We start from the raw sequence: 22,157 nt of genomic DNA, 5'->3' as shown, positions 1-22,157 counted from the left end.
GTGCACGTGAGCACAGGAGACACAGTGAGAAGCCGAAGACAAAAACGAATACGAAGACGCTTACAGAGGTCTCTGGTCGTCGTGACGGCCAGTGCGCTCGCAGCGGGCCTGTCCCCGTCCCTGACCTGGGCCGACAGTGTGGAGGGCCGCGCCTCCGACAAGGCCGCCACGGTGAAGCCGGCCGCGGATTCGGTGCCCCGGCGGGACCGGGCCGACGTTCTGGGCACGGACTACAAGAACTCCAAGGACGTCGCCTGGACCACCACGGGTGACGCGCAGGGATTCCACCTGCTGACCGCGACCGAGCAGAGCGGCTACGCCTGGAAGACCCTCGCCTCGCTCGCCGAGCCGGGCTTCGACGCCGACCAGTGGATCGGCAACGCCTGCGTGACCGGGTCCGGGAAGCGCGCCGTGGTCGTGTACGCCCCGCGTACGTTCACGAACAACCCGAAGCTGATGGCACGCGGCGGATTCTCCGCGGTGGTCGACCTGGCCACCGGCGCGGTGACCAAGCTGAAGGTCAACGCGTCGCTCTCGTACTACGACCCCGGCTGCGGCACTGGTGAGGAAGCCGTGCTGACACAGTCCCCGGGCGAGGACAAGAAGCAGACCCGGCTGATCCGGGTGAACGCCGCCACGGGCAAGGTGAGTACGCCTGTCGTGGTGAACGGCCAGATCACCTCCGCGGTCCCGGCCACCGACACCAAGATCGCGGCGGCCTCCGGGCGCACGCTCGTCGAGATCGACGCCGAAGGGCACAAGGCGACGCGGGCCACGGCCGGCACCGTTCCGTCCCACATCAGCAAGGACAGCGACGGCGGTTACGTCTTCCTGGAGCGCAAGCAGCGCGACAGCCTCAAGGAACAGGAGACCGCCATCGTCCGCCGCTGGGCGGACGGCAAGCTCTCGAAGCTGGGATCGGGGCCGCTCGGAGGCACCGGTCTGACGCGGCGCGGCGGCCATGTCTACCTCACCGGCGACGTCACGACGTCGCGCACCCTGCCGAAGACCGTGACCCGCCTCGCGGGAGCGGACAAGGACGCCACCCTCTCCACGCACGGCGCGACCCTCGTGCAGCACACGGTCTGGGCGGATGGCAAGGGCTCGCCCTCGTATCTGCACCCGGACGAGGCGACGGACGCGCGGGCGGTCAACATCACCGCGACCGTGCGCGACAGCGGTGAGCGGGCCGGATTCACCGTCACCCCGCTGCGGGCCAAGTCCGCCGAGTGGGAGACGTCCCGTACGCCGTCGCCGCTTCTGGGCACGGGCCGGAAGACCGCGTCCCAGAAGAGCGAGGAGGGCGGGGCGCGTACCCAGACCCTGTCGTCGACCCCGCTCACGGCCACCGCCTCCGCGACCGATGTCACCGGTTCTCCCACGGAGATCGTGGAGTCGGAGCGGACCTGCTCCGTGCCGCGCAACGACCCGCGCAACCAGGCCATGCAGCCCAAGCCGCGCCAGGTCGAATGGGCCGTCAACAAAGCGATCACCAACAAGCTGAACATCGGCGCCTCCCGCCCGGCGAACTGGAAGAACCTGGGGATGCCCGCCTACGCGCCGCAGTCCCTCTTCTCCTACCCCGACCTCGACGGCGGCGGCCGGGTTCCGGCCCAGGTGATGCTCGGCATCACCACGCAGGAGTCGAACATGTGGCAGGCCGCCCGCTCCGCGGTGCCCGGCGTGTCGGGCAATCCGCTCATCGGCAACTACTACGGCATCGACTACTACGACGGCACCGACGCCAACGACTGGGACGTCAACTGGTCTGACGCCGACTGCGGTTACGGCATCACCCAGGTCACCGACCACATGCGCCTGGCGGGCCGGGAGCACGGCAAGGGCGGCAGCGCCTGGGACTACCAGAAGCAGCGGGCCGTGGCCCTCGACTACGCCGCCAACATCGCCGCGGGCCTGCAGATCCTGGTCTCCAAGTGGAACCAGACCAGGAAAGCGGGGCTCCAGGTGCACGACGGGGACCCGACCAAGCTGGAGAACTGGTTCTTCGCACTGTGGGCCTACAACAGCGGCTTCTACGAGAACGTCAACGGCAACGAGCCGTGGGGCGTCGGCTGGGCCAACAACCCCGCCAACCCCGAATGGGACGCGGGGCGTACGGCGTTCATGGAGAACCGCCTCGGCGACGAGGACGCCTCGGCCGCCGCGCGCCCGCAGAACTGGCCCTACCCCGAGAAGGTGCTCGGGTTCGCCGCGCACCCTCCGGCGTTCCTCGAATCACCCGGCACCATGGTGCCCGCGTTCCGGGCCGCCTGGTGGAACGGCGGCAGCGGCGACGCCACCCTCAAGGGGTCGGCGAAGTACAACCGCGCGCAGGTGAAGCCGCCGGAGGACCTGTTCTGCGGCCCGTACAACTGGTGCGAGCCGTCGAAGATCGGTGACGGCGCGGTCAACGAGCCCGGCCAGGGCCCGTGCACCCGCTCCGACTTCAAGTGCTGGTGGTTCCAGTCGGTGCAGTGGAAGACCGACTGTTCCTACTCCTGCGGCAACGAGTTCTTCCGCTTCACCTCACCCGACTACGACGCCGAGCAGGCCGACGGCACCGCGTACCCGCCCAACTGCTCACGCTCCGGCCTGCCGTCCGGCGCGATGATCATCGACGACGTACCGCAAGGAACCCCCAGCATCAGACCGGGGTGCGGCAACGGCGACTGGACCAACGAGGGAACGTTCGGCTTCGACTTCGGCGCGGGCGAAATCGGCTTGGCCCACGACGAGACAGTGTCCACGGTCTGGCCCGGCAAGGTCGACCTGCACCAACTCGGCGCGGGTTTCGGCGGTCACTTCTACTTCGGTCACACCCGGTCGGACAACGCCAAGGGCCAGCGGCTCAGAGCAACGGGGTCCTGGACCCTCAACAAGACCGTCACGGGCCCCGCGAAGATCTGGGTGCACCTGCCCGACCACGGCGCCCAGACCAAGTACGCCGCGTACAAGATCACCACGTCGAAGGGCGTCAAGACCCGGGTGATCGACCAGAACGGCAGCAAGAACAGATGGGTCTCCATCGGAGCCTTCATGTTCGACGGCCGACCCAAGGTGTCCCTGTCGACCCTCACCCCGGACGGCACCGGGGACAAGGACGTCGCCTACGACGCCGTCGCCGTGCAGCCGATCAACGGCAGGTTCGTCGACCGTTCCCTGACCGCGGCCGCGATCTTCGACCCGAACCAGGACCTCAACTCCAACATGCCGGCTGAGATCCAGACTCCGCTGCGCACGATGACGACGCTCTACAACTGGGGCGTCGGCCTGGCCTACAAGGGGCCGCTGTGGTCGAACCCGGGCGGCGCGGACGCCATGGGCATCACCGGCGCGGCACGGTGCACGACCGCGACGCCGGTGGGCGAGTGCAGCGGGCAGAAGACGTACGACGCCGCCGCGAAGTGGTACCAGGACATCAAGGCCGGCGGGCACACGCCCACGTCCGACGGCTCCGTGCCCGCCATGTCGATCCCCCGCTGGATGGCCATGGCGAACGAACGCCCCGACCCGACGCAGTCGGCCAGCGTCGCGCTGAAGGACGACAACAGCTACAAAATCAAGAGCGAGGTCGACATCAGCTTCATCGTCGACGACTCCACCGGGAAGATCGTGTCCGGCAGCGAATCGGGCGACTACCGCGTCCGTGTCGGCAACGCCCACCTGCCGCACTTCGTGACCGACATCATGAAGGCCATCGAAGAGGACTACGGAATCGCGAAACCCGATATCGGCTACCTCACCGAGGACGCGCTGGAGTACGGACGCGATGAACGCGTCGAGCCGTACACGACCGGAGACACCCCGGGTCAGGCGTACTTCCCACACTTCAGGGGCGCGCACCTGAACTCCGACAACACGTGTGTCGACTTCCGGGCCATCGGAGGCGGCGTCCACGGATACCGGCCGATGGTCGCGCACAAGTACATCAACGACAACGTCAAGGCCTGGGTCGACAAGGTGAAGTCCAGCACGAAGACGAATATCGGCGTCCGCAACTTCGCCGGGGACATCTACTCGATGTTCTTCAAGAACGACGGAACCAACAACATCTTCGGCAGCCAGATCGGTAATGCCCCGCCCATCTGGCAGGACATCGCGGCCGCATTCTGCGCGGACGGCAGCGTAAAGCCGACGCACAAGGCCAACAACCTCGACGCGACCCCGGCCGATGGAATCGTCTTCCAGAGCTACATGCCGGACCTCTACCTCTACATCGACGACAAGATGACCGACAACCGGGGCAACCCGTCGAGCAAGCGCATCCAACTGGGAGACTGGAAGAACTTCTCCAACATCCCCGGGGCGAACAGCATCGGCGGCAACGCGTTCGGCAAGTGTGACGTGCCCACCCGCGGCAGTGGCGGAAACCCGTGGGGCGTGGACGCGCCGGTGCCGGTCATCGGTGACGGTCCCGGTTTCCGGCCGACGAAGGTGGCGCACTGCGACGAGGCCTACGTGGACTTCGCCGACAACGTGACGCCGTAACCTCAAAAGTGCGGGGCCCGCTTGTCGCGGGCCCCGCACTTCCTCCTCACACAGGGATCACCATGGGCCTGGGATTCATCATCGTCCCGCTCTTCCTCTATCTCCTTCTTGTGACGCCACTGTGCGTCAAAGTCGGAGCGAGAACATCGACGAAAATGGGCTGGATCATGGCAGCGGGCTGCATCGGCCTACCGCTGTCCCTCTTCGTAGCCATGATCATTGCTTCATCCTGAAGCAGCCGGGGCCCGACGCAACCGGAGCCCGGAACAACCGGAGATTCAGCCCGCCAAGAGGCGCTTGACCGTGGAGGCGACGCGGCCGCCCTCGGCGCGGTCCGCCACCTTGGGCTTCACGATCTTCATGACCTGGCCCATGGCCTTCGGGCCCTCGGCGCCGGCCGCCTTCGCCTCCTCGACCGCCTGCGCGACGATCTGCTCCAGCTCGGCGTCGGTCAGCTGCTGCGGCAGGTACTCGGCGAGCAGCTCGCCCTCCGCCGTCTCACGGGCCGCGGACTCGGTGCGGCCCGCCTTCTCGAAGGCCTCGGCCGCCTCGCGGCGCTTCTTCGCCTCCTTGGCGATCACCTTCTGGACCTCGTCGTCGGTCAGCTCACGCTTCTCCGTGCCCGCGACCTCCTGATTGGTGATCGCGGAGAGGGTCAGCCGGAGCGTCGAGGAGCGCAGCTCGTCACGCTCCCTGATCGCGGCGTTGAGGTCGTCATGCAGCTTCGACTTGAGCGTGGTCATGACTTGATTGTCGCAGGTGCCCGAGGCCCAACGCCCGCCGATTTCGGGGGCGGTGCCGGTCTGACACGATGGTGGGCATGCGCGCTCGATACGGGAATCCCCTGAAGACCTCCCTGAAGGTGACGGCCGGCATCGCGGCGGCGGGCGCCGCGGGCCTGATCTACTCGGCAGGCTTCGAGGCCCGCTCCTTCCGCCTGCGACGAGTCACCGTCCCCGTCCTGCCTGCGGGAATGCGCCCGATGCGGGTGCTCCAGGTCTCCGACATCCACATGGTCAGCGGGCAGCACAAGAAGCGGCGCTGGCTGCAGTCGCTCGCCGGGCTGCGCCCCGACTTCGTCATCAACACGGGCGACAACCTGTCCGACACGGAGGGCGTCCCCGAGGTCCTCGACGCGCTCGGCCCGCTGATGGAGTTCCCCGGCGCGTACGTCTTCGGGTCCAACGACTACTACGGCCCCAAGCTCCTCAACCCGGCCCGCTACCTGAAGCAGCAGATCTCGGGCAAGCACGGCCTGAACGGCAACGCGCCCGTCGTCGGCGCCATCCACAACCCGTGGGAGGACCTGCGCGACGGCTTCGACGAGGCGGGCTGGGTGAACCTCACGAACACCCGGGGCTCGCTGAAGGTCGCGGGCGTGGAGATCGGCCTCACCGGCGTCGACGACCCGCACATCAAGCGCGACCGCTACGCCGAGGTGGCCGGCGGCCCGCTCACCGGCCCCGACTTCTCGATGGGCGTGGTGCACGCCCCGTACCTGCGGGCCCTGGACGCCTTCACCGCGGACGGCTACCCGCTGGTCCTCGCCGGCCACACCCACGGCGGCCAGCTCTGCATCCCGTTCTACGGGGCCCTCGTCACCAACTGCGACCTGGACACGGGCCGCGTGAAGGGCCTGTCCACGCACGAGGCGGCGGGCAACACCTCCTACCTCCACGTCTCCGCGGGCTGCGGCACCAACCGCTACACCCCGGTCCGCTTCGCCTGCCCGCCCGAGGCGACCCTGCTGACACTGGCTCCCGCGGCCCCCTGAGGCCCCCCACAGCGGGCTGCCGAAAACCGGATTTCGTCTCAGGCCGACAGTCCGCTAAAGTAAACGACGTCGCCGCGACCTGCAGGACAGCAGGAGGCGGAACAACGACATCGGGGTGTGGCGCAGCTTGGCAGCGCGCTTCGTTCGGGACGAAGAGGTCGTGGGTTCAAATCCCGCCACCCCGACAGCTGAAACACCAGGTCAGGCCCGGTACTGAGGAATCAGTACCGGGCCTGATTTGCGTTGGGGGCCACTTTGGGGGCCGATGGGGTCGGCCGCCGGGGTCAGCGCTGGGGTTGCGGGCGGCCGGGCAGGAGGCCCTGTTGGGAGGCTGTGGCCACTGCCGCCGCTCTGCTGTCCGTGCCGAGCTTGGTGTAGACGGCGCTGAGGGCGCTTTTCACCGTGCTCGGGCTGATGTTGAGGCGGGTCGCGATCTCGCGGTTGGCGAGGCCGTCCGCCACGAGGCGGAGCACGTCGGCCTCGCGCGGTGTCAGGACCGGGGCGCTGCCCTGGGGGCCCGGCAGGGCGTGGCGGGCGATGCCGGGGCCGAGGACCGTCTCGCCGCGGGCGACCGCGCGGACCGCGGCGAGCAGCGACTCGGCGGACGCGTCCTTGCAGAGGAATCCGGCGGCGCCGGCCCGCAGCGCGGAGGTCACCGTCTGCGCGGTGACGTAGGCGCTGAGGATCAGGACGGCGGGCGCGGGGCGCAGTGCGCGCAGGGCGCGGACGAGGCGGACGCCGTCGTCGATGCCTTCGCCCAGGTCGAGGTCGACGACGGCGACGTCCGGGGCCTCCGGGCGGCGGGCCGCGCGCAGGGCCTCGTCGGCGTTCGCCGCCTCGGCCGCGGGCTCCAGGTCGTCGGCCGTCGCCAGCAGGGTGCGCAGGCCGATCCGCAGCGCGGGGTGGTCGTCGACCACGAGGACGCGGGTACGGCCGGTCCCGGCTATGCCGCTCAAGGCGTCACTCATGCACGCCGTCCGCCGTCGGCCGCCGCAGCCGCGCGCTCAGTTCCGTGCCCGCGCCGGGGCGCGACGTCACCGTGAGCGTGCCGCCCAGGCCCTCGACGCGGTGGCGCAGGGAGCGCAGGCCGTGCCGGTCGGCGGGGATCCGGGCGGGGTCGAAGCCCCGGCCGTCGTCGCTCACGGTCATGGTCACCTCCTGCGGCTCGTAGGTCAGGGCGGCGGTGACCCGGTGCGGCCGCGCGTGCCACAGGGCGTTGGACACCGCTTCCTGCGCGAGCCTCAGCAGGGTGTGTTCCACATCGGGCGGAAGCGGGCCGGGCTCGCCCGAAGTGTAGAACGCGATCTTCGGGGGGCTCTCGGCGCCGGGGGCGGCGTCCACCTTCCAGCCCGCGGCGAGCGCCTGGCGCACCGCCGAAAGGTGGTTCTCCACGGTCTCCGGGAGCGTGCAGTCGGGCCCGTCCGCCGCGTGGTCCGGATGCGCCGAGTCGATGAGGGCGCGCGCCTCGCGCAGGCCGAGGTTGGTCAGGTCGAGGGCGGCGTGCGTCGCCTCCGCGGCCTTCGCGGGGGCGGCGCTCAGGCTGCGCTCCGCGCCTTCGAGGAGCAGCTTGACGCCCGCCAGGTACTGGGCGATCGAGTCGTGCACCTCGGCCGCCATCCGGCGCCGCTCGTCCGCCTGCCCCGCGAGCCGCTGCGATGTCGCCAACTGCGCCCGCTCGTCGCGCAGTCGGCGCACGACGTCGTCGGCGGCGCCGCGCAGCCCTTCCTCCCTGCGGAAGGCGAGGACGACCAGGAGCAGAGCGAGGACGGCGGCCACGACGACCATCTCCTGGTCCCCCGCGTCCGCGAGCCCGCGCCGCGTCGTGATCACCGCCGCGGCGACGGCGACGACCGCGACCCCGAGCGTACGGAGCCGGGGCAGGAACGTCAGGACGACGAAGTAGAGCGCCGCGACCAGGAGCCGGAACTGGGACCCCGTCGCGTCGAGCCAGAGCCACAGGCCGAAGAGGACCGCCACCCAGCCGAGCGTGAACGGGTCGGCCCGGCGCGCGCACAGCAGGGCGCCGGGGTCGGCCCCCGAACGGCGCTCCGCGACCGGCGCGAAGCAGTACACGGCGCCGAGCGCCACCCCCACCCCGATGCGCCACGGCTCGCTCTCCGCTCCCGCCACGGCGGACCGCACCAGACAGACGATCAGCAGCACCAGGAACGTGGCGTGCAGCGGCGATGTCAGCAGGCGCACGAGCCCGCCCCCTGCGCCCGGACCGCCGCCCGGACTCCTCGCGGGCGGCTCTTCGGTGGAGACGAGCGTCGCGTCGCTCATGGGTGCCCCTATCAGCTGCCGGAACCGCCCGTCCACGGCCGAGTGGTCGCCGTTTCGCACCCGGTCGGCTGGCAGCACGCGGCCCGGTGGCCGGTGAACGGACGTACCGGATCTTCAAAGATCGGGGATGCCGTGCCGGACACCCGCGCACGACGCCCGCGCGGCACCGAAGGAGGACACACATGGCGGAACAGGGCGGGTACGAGGCGCCGCTGCCCCGGCCGCGGTCCGCCGGCGGCACCCGGCTGCAGTCCGTGGAGCGCGCTCTGCGGATCCTCACGGAGGTGGCCGGTCACCCGCAGGGGCTGACCGCCAAGCGGCTCGCGCGGTTCCTCGACGTACCGCTGGCGACGACGTACCACCTGCTGCGCACGCTCGTCCACGAAGGATGGCTGGAGCACGCGGACGGCCACTACCGGGCCGGCCCCGGCGCCGCCGCCTTCTGCCGCGCCCTCTCGGGCCCCCGCGGGGACGAGGACGGCGGCGGCGAGCAGGGCGTTTGCAGAGTCTGAGATCTCGGCCGAGCTTCCCCGGGACATCTGGTTGAAGGGGCCAATGAGCGCGGAAAGAATCGCCGCGTTGCTCAGAAGCGGCGGGGGCGATCCATGGATGCGGACGACATCACACCCGGTTCCGGCGAAGCACCCGGCGCCGGTGACGGCCCGGACGAACTGGTGGGTGTCATCAAGGCGATGGCCCGGTGGGGCGACGATCTGTTCCACCCGGCGGAGGTGGAGCTGCGGTTCCGGCTGACGGATCCGCTGGCCGTCACGGTGACCGCCCGGGGCGGCGCCGAGGCGGGTGTGCCCGGTTCGGTGCTGTGGCCGCTGTCGCGGGACCTGCTGTTCGACGGGCTGGAACGGGCCGCGGGCGACGGCGACGTACGCGTGGCGCCCTACTCCGTGCCCGCGCCCGGCCGCGACCGGCTGGTCGTCGTGGACCTGCGCAGCGCACCCGGCGAACCCCAGATCGTGCTGACGTACGACGCGTTGAGGACGTTCCTCGACCGGACGGAGCGGATGCTGCCGGAGCGCGAGGGCCGCCTGGAGGGGCTCATCGACCGCGCCCTGCGGGATCTGGCACCGGGCGACGACAGCTGAGCGGCAACAGAACAGCGCCCGGACCGGCCGAAGCCGTTCCGGGCGCCGCTCGTCCGGACCGGGGGTCCGAACCGAATCCGAATGCTCAGCTGTTGACGCAGGAGTTGCCCGCGGCCGGGTTGAGCAGGGCCACCAGGTTGAGCGAGTTGCCGCACGCGTTGATCGGAACGTCGATCGGAACCTGGATCACGTTTCCGGACAGCACGCCGGGGCTGTTCTGGGCGACGCCGGTGGCGCTGGCGCCGTCGGGGCCGTCCACCGCGGCGGCCATGCCTGCGGTTCCCAGAACAGCGGTTCCGGCCAGCACAGCGGCGGCCGCGAATGCGCGAACACGCATCGTTGCTCCCTAGAGAGGTGAGGGAATATGACGTGCCAATCACACAGCTGTCACCCCTCAAACCGGGATAATTGAGCCAACGGGGGGCGTGTCAGCCCGCTGTCGGCCCAATGCGGGCCCGCCGTGTCAGCCCGTCCAGAAATCCCACCACCGGGTCAGGATCAGCATGCCGACGACGCCGGTGTGGACGACGGGCGCCACCCAGGGGAAGTCCGTGAAGAAGGTCCGTACGCCTCGGGGCGCCGGCAGGAAGCCGCCGCGGACGTTGAACGCGACCAGGTGCCAGAACATGGCGATGGTGGCCACCCAGGCCAGACAGCACCACAGGCACAGCGAGTTGATCCGGTACAGCGACTGGAACTGCAGCCAGGTCACGAACACGACGCCGAACGCCGCACCCGCGTTGAAGGTCAGCCAGTACCAGCGGGGAAAGCGGACCCCGGTCAGCAGGCCCACGCCGACGCCGACCACGAGCCCGTAGGCGACGAGGCCGAGCATCGGGTTGGGGAAACCGAACGCGGCGGCCTGCTCGCTCTTCATGATGTTGCCGCAGGAGACCACCGGGTTCAGGCTGCACCCGGGCGTGAAGTTCGGGTCCTCGAGCAGCTTGAACTTGTCGATGGTGATGACCCACGACGCGAGCACCCCGGCGGCACCGGTGACGACGAGGAGCCACGCGAGGGCCCGGTCGCCCCCGGCCCGAGGGGCCTCCCGCGTGCTCCCGGCGCTCCGGTGCCGGTTCCCCGGCGGGGGCACGGCGGGCGCGGACGTCCGCCGGTGGTCGACGCTCACTTCACCCTCCCGGCTACGCGCGCACGCGCCGGATGGGCAGCAGGCAGTGCGCGGCCGCGGTGAGGGTCTCCTCGGCGCCCGCGAACTCGGCCAACTGCTCCTCGGTGACCGGCGATCCGGGGGTGGCGCTGGGCCAGACGCGCGTCGTGAACAGGAAGTACGCGCTCTTGCGGGCCTCCGCCGCCGCCAGCCACTCGGGCGGCACGGGGCACTGGGCGTTCAGGAGCGGCATGGAGACGACGGCCTGACCGGCCTCGACCAGCAGGGACACGGGGAACCGGGGCTGGCTCGCCGCGTCGTGGACGGTGGTGCCCACCGTCAGGCCGTTGGTCTCCAGGAGGCCCCGCACGGCCGCTTCCGCGGCTTCGGGGCCCGCCGGGGAATCACCCATGGAATATGCGAGGAGAAAGGGAATGTCACCATTCCCGTCGCTGTGTTCCCCACTCCAGGCGATGACCGCCAGAGTTCCCAGGTCGGCTACTTTGAATGCGGGCTCGCTGCTCAGTGTCGAAGTCACCGAATAAGCGTAGCCATATGCGCTTCGCAGACCGACCACAATTCACTCGATCGGTTCAATCGCTTGGATTCGCGAATTTCGCGGAGGGGCCGCCGGGCGGCCCCACGCGGCGACCATCAGCCGACGGGGAGACCGCCGAGCAGACCCGAGGGGGCAGCGGCGTCGGAGCCGCCCGAGGCGCTCTTGCTCACGCCGTCGACGGCGCCCTTGACGGTGCTGACGGCGCCCTGGTCGTTGTTCGGGTCGAGAAGGTTGCTGTCCACCGGCGCGACGTCGAGCGTCGGCTGGCTGGTGATCGTGTTCACCGCGCCGTTGAGGCTCATCGGAGTGAGGTCCGAGGCGAATGCCGGGGCGGCGGCACCGACAATCGCCATGGATCCGGCGACAACAGCGGCGGTCTTCAGAACCTTCATTATTTCTGCCTTCCCTCGATAACCTGCGTCATCGGTTTGGAATATGCACCGTTCAAGGCATTTTTTGATGCCCGGTGTGTCCCACTTCGATTTGTTCAACGAGCGTCCGGGCCCATGGGTTGTGCCGTATCTCGGCAAAACCCCCGGAAAGAGCCAATAAACGGAGCAGCCGCCCCTCATGGAGGGGCGGCTGCGGAAGAGTCGGGCTGGGCCCGTCAGTCGTTGGCGCAGGTGTTGCCGAACGCCGGGTTCAGCAGACCGATGACGTCAACGGTGTTGCCACAGGCGTTGACCGGCACGTGGACCGGAACCTGCACGGCGTTGCCGGAGATGACGCCGGGGGAGTTGGTGGCAGCGCCCTGCGCGCCGGAGTCGGCGGCGGCGATGCCGGCCGAGCCGGCCATGGCAGCGGCGGCCACAGCGGAAAAGACGACTGCCTTCGCGGTACGCGACATGAAGCATGCTCCTTGGGGGTCGAACTGTTCGGCCAGCGCGAGTGCCTGGCTCGTGGTGCAACGTCACGGCGGGGCAAGGGGTTGCGGCTCCGAACGGGTGACGGACCGTCGTGGCGGCCCGGCACGGCGTGCCACCAGGGAGTACGTGAAGGTCGTCGGCCCGTCGGGGACTTCGGCCGTCCGGACCCTTTGGGGTGACGTCGTGGGCGAACGGGTGAACCGGTTCTCCCGGGGCGGCGCCCCGGTGGTCCACTGGGGCCGTCATGAGAATGGCCGCGCCGTCTTCCCTTCAGCCGTCGGCTCCACGCCGTTGGGAGGCGGCCCCGGATCCGACCCGGGCGCCCGTGACTCCTCCGCACGGCGCGCCCCCATGACACAGCTCGGGCCGCCGGCAGATGAGACAAGCCGGCGGCCCGAGCTGTGTGTGTTGGCTGATCAGCCGTTCGCCACACCGTTCCCGGCGAGCACCGGGATGTCCTCGAGGACGTGCGACAGCGGCTCGTCACCCTTGGCCTGGGTCGAGTTCTCGGTGCACTGCTGGTTCTGCGGCGCGGACAGGACCGGGATGTCCTGGACCGAGACCGGCACGAGGCCGACGATCGAACCGGCGTTGCCCTTGACCGGCAGGCCGATGCAGGGCTTGTTGAGGCTGCCCTGGACCAGGCCGAGCTGCGGGCTCAGGTTCCCGGCGGTCTGGGAGTTGCCGTAGGACTGCGACGAGCCGTTGCCGCTGACCGACGTGGTGCCCTGGTCGTCGCCGATGGCGAGCGCCTGGGGCGCGGCAGCGGCGGAGACGCCGACGACGGAGGCGGCGATCGCCGCGGCGGACATGGCCTTCTTGAGCATGGATCTGTTTCCTTTTCTGACAGGCACCGGTTACTGCACAGGGCGCAACTGCGGCGGGCGGAAATAGTTCCGCATATCCACCCGTTCGGACAGCCACCGAATGCCGCTCGATCACCCGTGCCCCGGTAGTGGGCCCGCGTCGGCGAGATTTTCATTTCATCCAACTCGGCCGTGAATCGGAATCGATCCCTCCCCGTCCGGGTGAACCTGAGCAACCGATGGCGCGGCAGGCAGTTGATACAAGTGCTCCCAGACGGAAAAAGAAGGGGAATTCCTCATGCTGAAGAAGGCTATGGCCGCCGCGGCGGCCACCGCGTCGCTCGTCGGTATCGCGGCGGCCGCCGCCCCGCAGGCCCTGGCTGTCGGCAACGACGGCGGCACCACGTCCGAGAGCGGCAACAACGCCTCTCAGACGTACGGCAACTCCGCCACGTACGGGAACATGAGCCCGCAGATGGCCCTGATCCAGGGTTCGCTGAACAAGCCCTGCATCGGCCTGCCGGCCAAGGCCAACCTCGGCTCCCTCGTCGGCGTCGTGCCGGTCTCGGTCCAGGACATCCCGATCCTGTCGGCCCCGCAGAACCAGCAGTGCACCGAGAACTCCACCCAGGCCAAGGGCGACGAGCCGCTGTCGCACGTCCTGGACGACATCCCGGTCCTCGCGGGCAACGGCGTCGGCAACAACTGAGAATCCGACGCACCGGTCGGGCCGCCCGAACCGGCGGCCCGATCCGCTGTCCCGGCCCGTGCCGGAAATAGGTAGCTGTACGAGCCTTTTGATCCGCTGCGTCCGGATGTTCGGGAGGTCGCGCACAGTGCCGAATTTCCCGCGATTGGCTCCCGGGCAAATGGTCCGAACGGGTTTCGGTCCGCAACTGCCCGGAATGCAATCCAGTTGACCAAACGTAGCTCCGTATCCGGAGCGCGCGTATCGAAAGGGAACACCCATGAAGAAGCTCTTCGCAGCCGCCACGATCGCTGCTTCCGTCGCCGGTCTGTCGGCTGTGGCCGCGCCCCAGGCTCTCGCCATCGGTGACGACCAGGGCACGACCTCGACGAGCGGCAACGGCTCGTCGCAGACGTACGGCAACTCCGAGACGGCCGGCGACATGAGCCCGCAGCTCGGCCTCGTCCAGGGTTCGCTGAACAAGCCCTGCGTCGGCCTGCCGGCGAAGGTCAACGCCGGTTCGATCGTCGGCGTCGTGCCGGTCGCGGTCCAGGACATCCCGATCCTGTCGGCCCCGCAGAACCAGCAGTGCACCGAGAACTCGACCCAGGCCAAGGGCGACGAGCCGCTCTCGCACATCCTGAGCGACATCCCGGTCCTCACCGGGAACGGCACCGGCAACCACTGAGCCGGTTGAGGGGCGGTCGCCACCACGCGGCTGCCGCCCCTCGCCCGTACGGCATTCCGTACGTCAGTGCACGACGAAGGCGGTGGACCGATTCCGGTCCACCGCCTTCGTGTTGGGCACCTTCGCGTTGGATGCCTTCGTGCCGGGTGCTCGCGCTACTGGATCGCCGGCAGCAGTCCGGTGACCGGTGCCACGAGGTCGGTGGCCTGGTGCAGGTCGTTCAGGTGGTTGAGCCCGGAGAGCTGCTCGGCGGTGCTGGGCAGCTCCGCCTTCTGGTCGTCCGGAATCGCCATCGTGGACAGCGAGTCGAGGGTCCCGGTGGGCGAGATGGGTTCGGCGGCCTGGGCGGCGGGGGTGGCGACCGCCGCGGCCCCGACGGCGAGGAGAACGGCGCTGAGGGCTCGTCGAGTAGAGATCATGTCCGGTTAACGGCGCCCGAGCGGCGGCGGATACGGGTGGCACGGGGCGCCCACCCGTCAGGTCCAATCGACCCGAACACCCGTCGGCCCACCGGTCACACCTGGACCCCGCGGGCCCGCAGCCACGGCAGTGGGTCGATGCCCGAGCCGAACTGCGGCGTGATCCGCACCTCGAAGTGCAGATGGGGGCCGCTGACGTTGCCGGTCGCGCCGGACAGGCCGAGAACCTCGCCCGCGGCGAGCCGGTCACCGGCCGCGACGCCGATCCGGGACAGATGCGCGTACTGCGTGAAGTAGCCGTCGGCGTGCCGGACGACCACCTGGTTCCCGAAGCCGTCGCCGCAGCCGGTGCTGACGACGGTGCCCGCGCCGACCGCCCGCACCGGCGTCCCGGTGGGCACGGCGAAGTCCTGACCGGTGTGCGTGTGCGACCACAGGTGCCCGCCCGAGCCGAAGCCCGCGGAGAGCGGCGCGGGGCTCACCGGCTTCACCCAGGTCCGTCCCTTGCCGGCCCGCTGCTGCTCGCCGACGTCGCCGCGCGCGCAGTTGCCGCCCCCCGTCGGCATCGGCCCGGCGGCGGCGAGCGACCGGGCCCTGGCCCGCCGCACCTCCGCCTCGGCCTTCGCCAGTTTCGCCTCGACGTCGGCGCGGGCCGTCGCGCGGCGCCGCGCCTGCTCCCGCAAGCCCTTCACCAGGCGGGCGGACTCGGCGCGCCGCTCGGCGATCCGGTCCCTGGACCTCGTGGCGCGGTCGGTGAGCTGCCGGGCGGCGCGGTCGCCGCGGCCCGCGCGGACGGCCGCGTCGAGGGCCCGCCGCGGGGAGGAGGAGGTGAGCAGCGGCAGCACCGTGCCGAGGCCCGAGGAGCCCTGGTACTCGCTGCGGGCCTGGCGGCCGAGGGTGGCCCTGAGCGCGTCGAGGCGGCGCTGTTCGGCGGCCTGGCGCCGGGTGACGTCCTTGAGCCTGCGCTCGCCGGTCCGCACGGCGTGCCGGGCCTTCTCGTGCGCCGCGACGGCGTGCGACGCCTCCCGCATCAGCCGGTCCGCGCGGGCCGAGAGCCGTCCGATGCCCGGCCCGTCGTCCGCGGCCGCCGGTCCTGTGCCCGTGCCGGAGAGGAGCAGTGCGGCGAGCACCGCGGTCACGACCGTGGCCGTCCCTGTACGCCTCGTCCCGTTCCGTCGTACACATCGCATCGACCGACTGTCGCAAAAGAGGACGTACGGGACGGGAATCTGAGCGTTGATCGCCCGCCGTGTACCCTTAATGGAGCAAGCGAAGGGGAGTAGCCCCGCAAACCGGTCGTCGACACACTGGAGCCCCAGGGTTCCCGGTGGCCGGGCTCGGACCGCCACGGGGCGGTACGGGTGGGCGAGACCTTCGACCAGGCAGTACACAGCACACGTGGTGCGTCTACGTGTGTCCGCTGCCGGGTCGAGTGGTCCTCCCGTCGCAGTGGGTGGGGAGCGCGTCGGCCCGGCCCACACAGAAAGCCTCCCCATGGATCTCGATCCCCTGGCGATCGTCACCGCCTTCGGGCTGATCTTCCTCGCCGAACTCCCGGACAAGACCATGTTCGCCTCACTGGCCATGGGCACCCGGATGAAGCCGCTCTACGTCTGGTTCGGCACCTCCGCCGCGTTCCTCGTGCACGTCGCGATCGCGGTCGGCGCGGGATCGCTGCTCGGACTGCTGCCCGGCTGGATCGTGAAGCTGGTCTCCGGCCTGCTGTTCCTGTTCGGCGCCTTCATGCTGCTGCGCGGCGGGGACGACGACGAGAACGACGAGGCGGGCGCGAAGACCGTCAACGGTTTCTGGCCGGTCTTCGGCACCGCCTTCATGGCCGTCTTCATCGGCGAGTGGGGCGACCTCACCCAGATCACCACCGCCAACCTCGCCGCCACCAGTGGCACCTGGTCGACCGCCATCGGCTCGTTCGCCGCGCTGATCTCCGTCTCCGGACTCGCCCTGATCGCGGGCCGGTTCATCGCCAAGCGGGTGCCGCTCAAGACCGTCCAGCGCATCGGCGGCCTGTGCATGCTGGGGCTCGCCGTGTGGTCGTTCGTGGAGATCTTCGTCGGCTGACGCACCGCCCGCGCACACCCCTTGTGGATACACGAACGTATCGAATACGTTCGCGTATCCAACCGGGGAGGCGAGGATGCCGGTCACCAAGCGGCGTGCGCGGACGCGGCAGCGGCTGCTCGACGCCGCGCTCGACGTGTTCGCCGCGGAGGGCTTCGGGCGCTCCACCGTCGAACAGGTCTGTGAGCGCGCCGGTTTCACCCGCGGCGCTTTCTACTCGAATTTCTCCTCGCTCGACGAGCTGTTTCTCGCCTTGTGGGAGGAGCGCTCCGCGCGGATGCTCGATGACGTGCGGGCTGCCCTCTCCGGTGTCGACCCGGACGATCCCGAGACCGCGGTGCGCGCCGCGATCGACGCCACCCCGGTCGACGACGCCTGGTTCCGGATCACCGCCGAGTTCACCGCGCACGCACTGCGCAATCCGGGCCTGCGCCGGGTGATGGCCGCCCGCGAGGAGGCCATCCGCGACGCGATCCTGCCGGTGTTCGTGACCGCCCTCGGCCGGCTCGGCCGCCGCGTCACCGACGAACGGGCCCTGGGCGACGCCCTGGTGGCCGTGCACGACGGGACCTCCGTGCAGGTTCTGCTGCAGCCGGACGACGCGGCCGTACGGGCCCGTCGCGAGGCCCTCTTCATGAACGTACTGGACGCCTACAGCACACCGTTGGAGAGCGCATGAGTGACACCAATGCCGATGTCATCGTCGTGGGGGCCGGTCTCGCCGGGCTCGTCGCGACGTACGAGCTCACTCGCGCGGGCAAGCGCGTCGTGCTGGTCGACCAGGAGAACGAGGCGAACCTCGGGGGCCAGGCGTACTGGTCGCTCGGCGGGCTCTTCCTCGTCGACTCCCCCGAGCAGCGGCGGATGGGCATCAAGGACTCCTACGAGCTGGCCCTCGCCGACTGGCTCGGCTCCGCCGGATTCGACCGCGAGGACGAGGACCACTGGCCGCGCAAGTGGGCCGAGGCGTATGTGCGGTTCGCGGCCGGGGAGAAGCGGGACTACCTGTACGGGCTCGGGCTGAAGGTCACCCCGAACGTCGGCTGGGCCGAGCGCGGCTCCGGAACCGCCACCGGGCACGGGAACTCGGTGCCGCGCTTCCACATCACGTGGGGGACGGGGCCCGAGGTCGTACGCGTGTTCCGGGAGCCGGTGCTCGCGGCCGCCGAGCGCGGGCTCGTCGAGTTCAAGTACCGGCACCAGGTCGACGAGTTGATCGTGGAGAACGGCGCCGCGGTCGGCGTGCGCGGCTCACTCCTCGAACCCTCCGCCGCCGCGCGCGGTGTCGCCTCGTCCCGCGAGACCGCCGGCGACTTCGAACTGCGCGCCAAAGCCGTGATCGTGACCTCCGGCGGCATCGGCGGCAACCACGAACTGGTCAGGAAGAACTGGCCCGTCGAGCGGATGGGCGGCCCCGCGCCCGAGTCCATGGTGACCGGCGTCCCCGCGTACGTCGACGGGCGGATGCTGGAGATCACCGAGGGGGCCGGAGCGTCCCTCGTGAACCGCGACCGGATGTGGCACTACACCGAGGGCCTGAAGAACTGGGACCCGATCTGGCCGGGCCACGGCATCCGGATCATCCCCGGCCCTTCCTCGCTGTGGCTGGACGCGGAGGGCAGGCGGCTGCCCGCGCCGCTCTTCCCCGGTCACGACACCCTCGCCACGCTCAAGCACATCACCGGGACCGGGCACGACCACACCTGGTTCATCCTCACCCGCGCCATCGTGGAGAAGGAGTTCGCGCTCTCCGGCAGCGAGCAGAACCCCGACATCACCGGCAAGGACCTCAAGCTGGTGCTCCAGCGCGTGAAGAAGGGCGCGCCGGGCCCGATCCAGGCGTTCCTCGACAAGGGCGAGGACTTCGTCGTTCGGCGGAACCTGAAGGACCTCGTCGCCGGGATGAACGAACTGACGCCGTCGACGCCCGTCTCCTACGAGCAGATCGAGCGGGAGATCGTCGCGCGCGACCGGGAGGTCGACAACGGCTACTCCAAGGACCTCCAGCTGATGGCGGTCCGCAACGCCCGCTCGTACCTGCCGGACCGCATCACCCGCGTCGCCAAACCGCACCGCCTCCTCGACCCGGCGCAGGGCCCGCTGATCGCCGTACGCCTGCACGTACTGACGCGCAAGACGCTCGGCGGTCTGGAGACGAACCTCGACTCGCAGGTCGTGCGGCCCGACAAGTCCGTCTTCGAAGGGCTCTACGCGGCCGGGGAGGTCGCCGGGTTCGGCGGCGGCGGCGTGCACGGGTACAACGCCCTCGAAGGGACCTTCCTCGGCGGCTGCATCTTCTCCGGACGCGCCGCGGGGCGCGCGCTCGCGCGGAGCCTCGCATGAGTACGCGGGGCACGGCCCTGGTGACGGGGGCCTCTTCGGGCATCGGGGCGGCGGTCGCGGCGGCCCTCGTGCGGCGCGGCTACAAGGTGTACGGCACCAGCCGGGACCCGCAGAAGATCGCCTCGCCGGTGCCGGGTGTGGAGTACCTGCCGCTCGACCTCGCCGACGAGGAGAGCATCGAGAGCTGCGCGCGGGCGGCCGGCGAGGTCGACGTGCTCGTCAACAACGCCGGGGAATCGCAGAGCGGCCCCTTCGAGGAGCTGCCGATGGCCGCGGTGCGGCGGCTGTTCCAGCTCAACGTGTTCGGGGCGGTGCGGCTCAGCCAGCTGCTGCTGCCGGGGATGCGGGAGCGGCGGCGCGGCCGGGTCGTGATGGTCGGCTCGATGCTGGCCAGCTTCCCGCTCGCGTACCGCTCCTCGTACGTCGCCTCGAAGGCCGCGATCAAGGGCTTCGCGAGCGCGGCGCGGCGGGAGTACTCCCCGTACGGCGTCGGGATCACGACGGTCGAGCCGGGCTCCATCGCCACCGGTATCAGCGAGCGGCGCACCCAGTACGTGGCGAAGGACTCGCCCTTCCGGGCCGCCTACGACACGATGCTCGCCGCCCTCAACTCCAACGAGGCGCACGGGATCTCGGCCGAGAAGGTCGCCGCGAAGATCGTCACCGCGATCGAGGCGGGGCGGCCGAGGCCGTTCTACGCGGTCGGCAGCGGCGCGCCCCTCGTCTTCGCGCTGCGCCGGGCGCTGCCCCGCGCGGCGACCGAACGCATGGTGGCCAGGAGGCACGGGCTGAAGTAGGGACCACGGCGGTCGCGGCTCCTGGACGTGGCCGCCGGATCCGCTCCCACGGATATGCGCGAGTGCTGTTCCGGGGCGGGGCGCGCGGGCGTACATTCGCTTCACCGTCGCAGCACGCACGGTCGCACGGATGAATTGCGTCGGTGCTGTTCATCCCACGTTCGCGCGCCGCCGGAGACGGCAAGCAGGCGCAAGCCAGCGGGAGCACCTGCGAAGCTCGGTCCGGCCGCTCCCCTCGGAAAGCACCATTCCGGTCGGGCCGAGCCGCTCCCCGGCCGATTGTCGGTGGAGCCAGGCACTATGGGGCCATGACTGAGAGCAACGGAGCCACGCCACCCACGCCCGACGCGGCCATGCCCGACTGGGAGAAGCGGTTCCGGGCACCGCGCGTCTCGCTGCCCGACTGGGCGGAGGACGCACCGGACCGCTCCCTGTTCGTGTCGAACGCGACGGGGACGTACGAGCTGTACGCGTGGGACCGGGCGACGGGCGAGCAGCGCCGCGCGACGGACCGGGCGAACGGGACGACGGACGGCGTGCTCACGCCCGACGGCGCGTGGATCTGGTGGTTCGACGACACGGACGGGGACGAGTTCGGGACCTGGCTGCGCCAGCCCTTCGGGGGCGGCGAGGACGTCGAGGCGGTTCCCGGTCTCGCGCCGTCCTACCCCGCCGGGCTCGCCCTCGGCCGCGACGGGCACACGGTCGTGATCGGCCGCTCCACGGACGAGGACGGCACGACGATCCACGTCGTGCGCCCCGGATCCGACTCCCCCGCCGAGATCTACCGGCACCGCGAGTCGGCGGGCGTCGGCGACCTCTCGCACGACGGCACGCTGATCGCGATCGAGCACACCGAGCACGGCGACGCGATGCACGGGTCCCTGCGCGTGGTCCGGCTCGACGGTTCGACGGTCGCGGAGCTCGACGACTCCAAGGGCGGCACCGAGGAGCTCGGTCTCGAAGTGCTCGGCTTCGCGCCCGTGGCCGGCGACACCCGGCTGCTCGTCGGGCATCAGCGCCGCGGCCGCTGGGAGCCGATGGTGTGGGACGTCGCCACCGGCGAGGAGACCGACCTGGCGCTCGATCTGCCGGGCGACGTGTCGGCGGAGTGGTACCCGGACGGCTCGGCGCTCCTGGTCGTGCACGAATTCGAGGCCCGCGGCGAGCTGTGGCGCTACGAGTTCGCGACGGGCGCGCTGACCAGGGTCGACACCCCGGTCGGCTCGGTCTCGGGCGCCTCCGCGCGGCCCGACGGCAGCGTCGAGTACCTGTGGTCGTCGGCCGCCGAGCCGTCGGCCGTGCGCTCCACCACGGGTGACGTCGTGCTCGACCCGCCCGGTATGAAGGCCCCGGCCTCCGTCCCCGTCGAGGACGTGTGGGTGGAGGGCCCCGGCGGCCGCGTCCACGCCCTCGTGCAGAAGCCGGCGGGCGCGAGCGGGCCGCTGCCCACCGTCTTCGAGATCCACGGCGGGCCGACCTGGCACGACTCCGACGCGTTCGCGGCGGGCCCGGCGGCCTGGGTCGATCACGGGTACGCGGTGGTCCGGGTCAACTACCGGGGCTCCACCGGGTACGGGCGGGCGTGGACGGACGCGCTCAAGCACCGCGTCGGCCTGATCGAGCTGGAGGACATCGCGGCCGTGCGCGAGTGGGCCGTCGACTCCGGGCTCGCCGACCCCGAGCGGCTCGTCCTCGCGGGCGGCTCCTGGGGCGGTTACCTCACGCTGCTCGGCGTCGGCACGCAGCCCGGAGCGTGGGCCGTGGGCCTGGCCGCGGTGCCGGTCGCCGACTACGTGACGGCGTACGAGGACGAGATGGAGGCGCTCAAGGCCCTCGACCGCACGCTGTTCGGCGGCTCCCCCGAGGAGGTGCCCGAGCGCTACCAGGTGTCCTCGCCGCTCACGTACGTGGACGACGTGAAGGCGCCGGTCTACATCTCGGCGGGGGTCAACGACCCGCGGTGCCCGCTCCAGCAGATCGACAACTACGTGGACCGGCTCGCGGCGCGCGACGCGACGCACGAGGTGTACCGGTACGACGCGGGTCACGGCTCGCTCGTCGTCGAGGAGCGCATCAAGCAGGTCGCGCTCGAACTGGACTTCGCGAGGCGCCACTTGCCGAAGTGAGCGGTGGCAGCGGGTCAGGCGGGGGCCGGT

At 70.6% G+C, this 22,157-nt stretch carries 22 protein-coding genes and 1 tRNA gene; 12 read left to right on the top strand and 11 right to left on the bottom strand.

Features of this window, described 5'->3' with window-relative positions; genetic code table 11:
- Positions 1-81: 81 nt before the first annotated feature.
- Positions 82-4,488: a golvesin C-terminal-like domain-containing protein gene (locus tag ACY34M_RS30370; RefSeq protein ID WP_462721601.1), complete on the top strand. Its 4,407-nt coding sequence runs from the start codon at positions 82-84 to the stop codon at positions 4,486-4,488.
- Between the two features lie 278 nt (positions 4,489-4,766).
- Here the strand turns inward: ACY34M_RS30370 and ACY34M_RS30365 are convergent, their stop codons facing one another.
- On the bottom strand, positions 4,767-5,231 hold the full coding sequence (locus ACY34M_RS30365; protein ID WP_462721602.1) for a GatB/YqeY domain-containing protein: 465 nt from the start codon (positions 5,229-5,231) through the stop codon (positions 4,767-4,769).
- Positions 5,232-5,308: 77 nt separating this feature from the next.
- On the opposite strand from ACY34M_RS30365, the gene ACY34M_RS30360 reads away from it, so the two are divergent.
- Both ACY34M_RS30360 and ACY34M_RS30355 read left to right on the top strand, forming a co-directional pair.
- Positions 5,309-6,262 (top strand): metallophosphoesterase, encoded by a 954-nt coding sequence (locus ACY34M_RS30360; RefSeq protein ID WP_462721603.1) that lies wholly within the window; start codon positions 5,309-5,311, stop codon positions 6,260-6,262.
- 111 nt (positions 6,263-6,373) lie between these two features.
- A tRNA-Pro gene (locus ACY34M_RS30355) sits at positions 6,374-6,447 on the top strand.
- A gap of 99 nt (positions 6,448-6,546) precedes the next feature.
- Here ACY34M_RS30355 and ACY34M_RS30350 read toward each other — a convergent pair.
- Positions 6,547-7,230, bottom strand: coding sequence for a response regulator (locus tag ACY34M_RS30350; RefSeq protein ID WP_462721604.1), 684 nt, complete (start codon positions 7,228-7,230; stop codon positions 6,547-6,549).
- Complete coding sequence (locus ACY34M_RS30345) at positions 7,223-8,545, bottom strand: sensor histidine kinase (protein ID WP_462721605.1); 1,323 nt, start codon at positions 8,543-8,545, stop codon at positions 7,223-7,225. The genes ACY34M_RS30350 and ACY34M_RS30345 overlap by 8 nt, the downstream gene beginning before the upstream one ends.
- 182 nt (positions 8,546-8,727) lie before the next feature.
- On the opposite strand from ACY34M_RS30345, the gene ACY34M_RS30340 reads away from it, so the two are divergent.
- Both ACY34M_RS30340 and ACY34M_RS30335 read left to right on the top strand, forming a co-directional pair.
- On the top strand, positions 8,728-9,057 hold the full coding sequence (locus ACY34M_RS30340; protein WP_462721606.1) for a helix-turn-helix domain-containing protein: 330 nt from the start codon (positions 8,728-8,730) through the stop codon (positions 9,055-9,057).
- Positions 9,058-9,150: 93 nt separating this feature from the next.
- Complete coding sequence (locus ACY34M_RS30335) at positions 9,151-9,645, top strand: SsgA family sporulation/cell division regulator (protein WP_462721607.1); 495 nt, start codon at positions 9,151-9,153, stop codon at positions 9,643-9,645.
- Between the two features lie 85 nt (positions 9,646-9,730).
- Here ACY34M_RS30335 and ACY34M_RS30330 read toward each other — a convergent pair whose 3' ends face one another.
- The 6 genes from ACY34M_RS30330 to ACY34M_RS30305 all read right to left on the bottom strand — a co-directional run bounded on the left by ACY34M_RS30330 (position 9,731) and on the right by ACY34M_RS30305 (position 13,005).
- Positions 9,731-9,982, bottom strand: coding sequence for a chaplin (locus ACY34M_RS30330; RefSeq protein ID WP_462721608.1), 252 nt, complete (start codon positions 9,980-9,982; stop codon positions 9,731-9,733).
- A gap of 126 nt (positions 9,983-10,108) precedes the next feature.
- On the bottom strand, positions 10,109-10,738 hold the full coding sequence (locus tag ACY34M_RS30325) for a vitamin K epoxide reductase family protein (protein WP_462721659.1): 630 nt from the start codon (positions 10,736-10,738) through the stop codon (positions 10,109-10,111).
- Positions 10,739-10,787: 49 nt separating this feature from the next.
- On the bottom strand, positions 10,788-11,291 hold the full coding sequence (locus ACY34M_RS30320; RefSeq protein WP_462721609.1) for a DUF5949 family protein: 504 nt from the start codon (positions 11,289-11,291) through the stop codon (positions 10,788-10,790).
- Between the two features lie 116 nt (positions 11,292-11,407).
- The gene (locus ACY34M_RS30315) at positions 11,408-11,704 is read right to left on the bottom strand and encodes a hypothetical protein (protein ID WP_462721610.1); all 297 of its coding nucleotides are present in this window, start codon (positions 11,702-11,704) and stop codon (positions 11,408-11,410) included.
- 215 nt (positions 11,705-11,919) lie between these two features.
- A complete protein-coding gene (locus ACY34M_RS30310; RefSeq protein WP_462721611.1) occupies positions 11,920-12,159 on the bottom strand; it encodes a chaplin in 240 nt (79 codons plus the stop codon).
- A 435-nt stretch (positions 12,160-12,594) separates the two neighbouring features.
- On the bottom strand, positions 12,595-13,005 hold the full coding sequence (locus ACY34M_RS30305; protein ID WP_462721612.1) for a rodlin: 411 nt from the start codon (positions 13,003-13,005) through the stop codon (positions 12,595-12,597).
- Between the two features lie 277 nt (positions 13,006-13,282).
- Here ACY34M_RS30305 and ACY34M_RS30300 point away from each other — a divergent pair, with 277 nt between their 5' ends.
- Together ACY34M_RS30300 and ACY34M_RS30295 are read left to right on the top strand one after the other, a co-directional pair.
- Complete coding sequence (locus tag ACY34M_RS30300) at positions 13,283-13,693, top strand: rodlin (RefSeq protein WP_462721613.1); 411 nt, start codon at positions 13,283-13,285, stop codon at positions 13,691-13,693.
- A gap of 259 nt (positions 13,694-13,952) precedes the next feature.
- Entirely contained in the window at positions 13,953-14,360 is a 408-nt protein-coding gene (locus ACY34M_RS30295) for a rodlin (protein WP_462721614.1), read from the top strand.
- Positions 14,361-14,515: 155 nt separating this feature from the next.
- On the opposite strand, the gene ACY34M_RS30290 is transcribed toward ACY34M_RS30295, so the two are convergent.
- Together ACY34M_RS30290 and ACY34M_RS30285 are read right to left on the bottom strand one after the other, a co-directional pair.
- Complete coding sequence (locus tag ACY34M_RS30290; RefSeq protein WP_462721615.1) at positions 14,516-14,779, bottom strand: hypothetical protein; 264 nt, start codon at positions 14,777-14,779, stop codon at positions 14,516-14,518.
- Positions 14,780-14,874: 95 nt separating this feature from the next.
- On the bottom strand, positions 14,875-15,918 hold the full coding sequence (locus tag ACY34M_RS30285) for a peptidoglycan DD-metalloendopeptidase family protein (RefSeq protein WP_462721616.1): 1,044 nt from the start codon (positions 15,916-15,918) through the stop codon (positions 14,875-14,877).
- 355 nt (positions 15,919-16,273) lie between these two features.
- Between ACY34M_RS30285 and ACY34M_RS30280 the strand changes: the two genes are divergently transcribed.
- The 5 genes from ACY34M_RS30280 to ACY34M_RS30260 all read left to right on the top strand — a co-directional run bounded on the left by ACY34M_RS30280 (position 16,274) and on the right by ACY34M_RS30260 (position 22,127).
- On the top strand, positions 16,274-16,858 hold the full coding sequence (locus ACY34M_RS30280) for a TMEM165/GDT1 family protein (protein WP_462721617.1): 585 nt from the start codon (positions 16,274-16,276) through the stop codon (positions 16,856-16,858).
- A gap of 76 nt (positions 16,859-16,934) precedes the next feature.
- Positions 16,935-17,537, top strand: a complete 603-nt coding sequence (locus ACY34M_RS30275) for a TetR/AcrR family transcriptional regulator (protein ID WP_462721618.1) — start codon at positions 16,935-16,937, stop codon at positions 17,535-17,537.
- Positions 17,534-19,201 (top strand): FAD-binding dehydrogenase, encoded by a 1,668-nt coding sequence (locus ACY34M_RS30270; protein WP_462721619.1) that lies wholly within the window; start codon positions 17,534-17,536, stop codon positions 19,199-19,201. Before ACY34M_RS30275 ends, ACY34M_RS30270 begins: the two co-directional genes overlap by 4 nt.
- Positions 19,198-19,998 carry an SDR family oxidoreductase gene (locus tag ACY34M_RS30265; protein WP_462721620.1) on the top strand — a complete coding sequence of 267 codons (801 nt, stop codon included), beginning with the start codon at positions 19,198-19,200 and terminating at the stop codon, positions 19,996-19,998. The genes ACY34M_RS30270 and ACY34M_RS30265 overlap by 4 nt, the downstream gene beginning before the upstream one ends.
- Before the next feature lie 308 nt (positions 19,999-20,306).
- Positions 20,307-22,127, top strand: coding sequence for a S9 family peptidase (locus tag ACY34M_RS30260; RefSeq protein WP_462721621.1), 1,821 nt, complete (start codon positions 20,307-20,309; stop codon positions 22,125-22,127).
- Positions 22,128-22,157 lie beyond the last annotated feature (30 nt).

Source organism: Streptomyces sp. EDA2-14, from assembly GCF_054963755.1.
The sequence above is the reverse complement of the archived record's forward strand: the minus strand, read 5'-3'. Positions and strand labels throughout refer to the sequence as shown.

Bases quoted from the DNA above. Each gene is read 5' to 3' on its own strand.
- ACY34M_RS30365 (WP_462721602.1), bottom strand. From the start codon at position 5,231: ATGACCACGCTCAAGTCGAAGCTGCATGACGACCTCAACGCCGCGATC.
- ACY34M_RS30360 (WP_462721603.1), top strand. From the start codon at position 5,309: ATGCGCGCTCGATACGGGAATCCCCTGAAGACCTCCCTGAAGGTGACG.
- ACY34M_RS30350 (WP_462721604.1), bottom strand. From the start codon at position 7,230: ATGAGTGACGCCTTGAGCGGCATAGCCGGGACCGGCCGTACCCGCGTC.
- ACY34M_RS30345 (WP_462721605.1), bottom strand. From the start codon at position 8,545: ATGAGCGACGCGACGCTCGTCTCCACCGAAGAGCCGCCCGCGAGGAGT.
- ACY34M_RS30340 (WP_462721606.1), top strand. From the start codon at position 8,728: ATGGCGGAACAGGGCGGGTACGAGGCGCCGCTGCCCCGGCCGCGGTCC.
- ACY34M_RS30335 (WP_462721607.1), top strand. From the start codon at position 9,151: ATGGATGCGGACGACATCACACCCGGTTCCGGCGAAGCACCCGGCGCC.
- ACY34M_RS30330 (WP_462721608.1), bottom strand. From the start codon at position 9,982: ATGCGTGTTCGCGCATTCGCGGCCGCCGCTGTGCTGGCCGGAACCGCT.
- ACY34M_RS30315 (WP_462721610.1), bottom strand. From the start codon at position 11,704: ATGAAGGTTCTGAAGACCGCCGCTGTTGTCGCCGGATCCATGGCGATT.
- ACY34M_RS30310 (WP_462721611.1), bottom strand. From the start codon at position 12,159: ATGTCGCGTACCGCGAAGGCAGTCGTCTTTTCCGCTGTGGCCGCCGCT.
- ACY34M_RS30305 (WP_462721612.1), bottom strand. From the start codon at position 13,005: ATGCTCAAGAAGGCCATGTCCGCCGCGGCGATCGCCGCCTCCGTCGTC.
- ACY34M_RS30300 (WP_462721613.1), top strand. From the start codon at position 13,283: ATGCTGAAGAAGGCTATGGCCGCCGCGGCGGCCACCGCGTCGCTCGTC.
- ACY34M_RS30295 (WP_462721614.1), top strand. From the start codon at position 13,953: ATGAAGAAGCTCTTCGCAGCCGCCACGATCGCTGCTTCCGTCGCCGGT.
- ACY34M_RS30290 (WP_462721615.1), bottom strand. From the start codon at position 14,779: ATGATCTCTACTCGACGAGCCCTCAGCGCCGTTCTCCTCGCCGTCGGG.
- ACY34M_RS30280 (WP_462721617.1), top strand. From the start codon at position 16,274: ATGGATCTCGATCCCCTGGCGATCGTCACCGCCTTCGGGCTGATCTTC.
- ACY34M_RS30275 (WP_462721618.1), top strand. From the start codon at position 16,935: ATGCCGGTCACCAAGCGGCGTGCGCGGACGCGGCAGCGGCTGCTCGAC.
- ACY34M_RS30270 (WP_462721619.1), top strand. From the start codon at position 17,534: ATGAGTGACACCAATGCCGATGTCATCGTCGTGGGGGCCGGTCTCGCC.
- ACY34M_RS30265 (WP_462721620.1), top strand. From the start codon at position 19,198: ATGAGTACGCGGGGCACGGCCCTGGTGACGGGGGCCTCTTCGGGCATC.
- ACY34M_RS30260 (WP_462721621.1), top strand. From the start codon at position 20,307: ATGACTGAGAGCAACGGAGCCACGCCACCCACGCCCGACGCGGCCATG.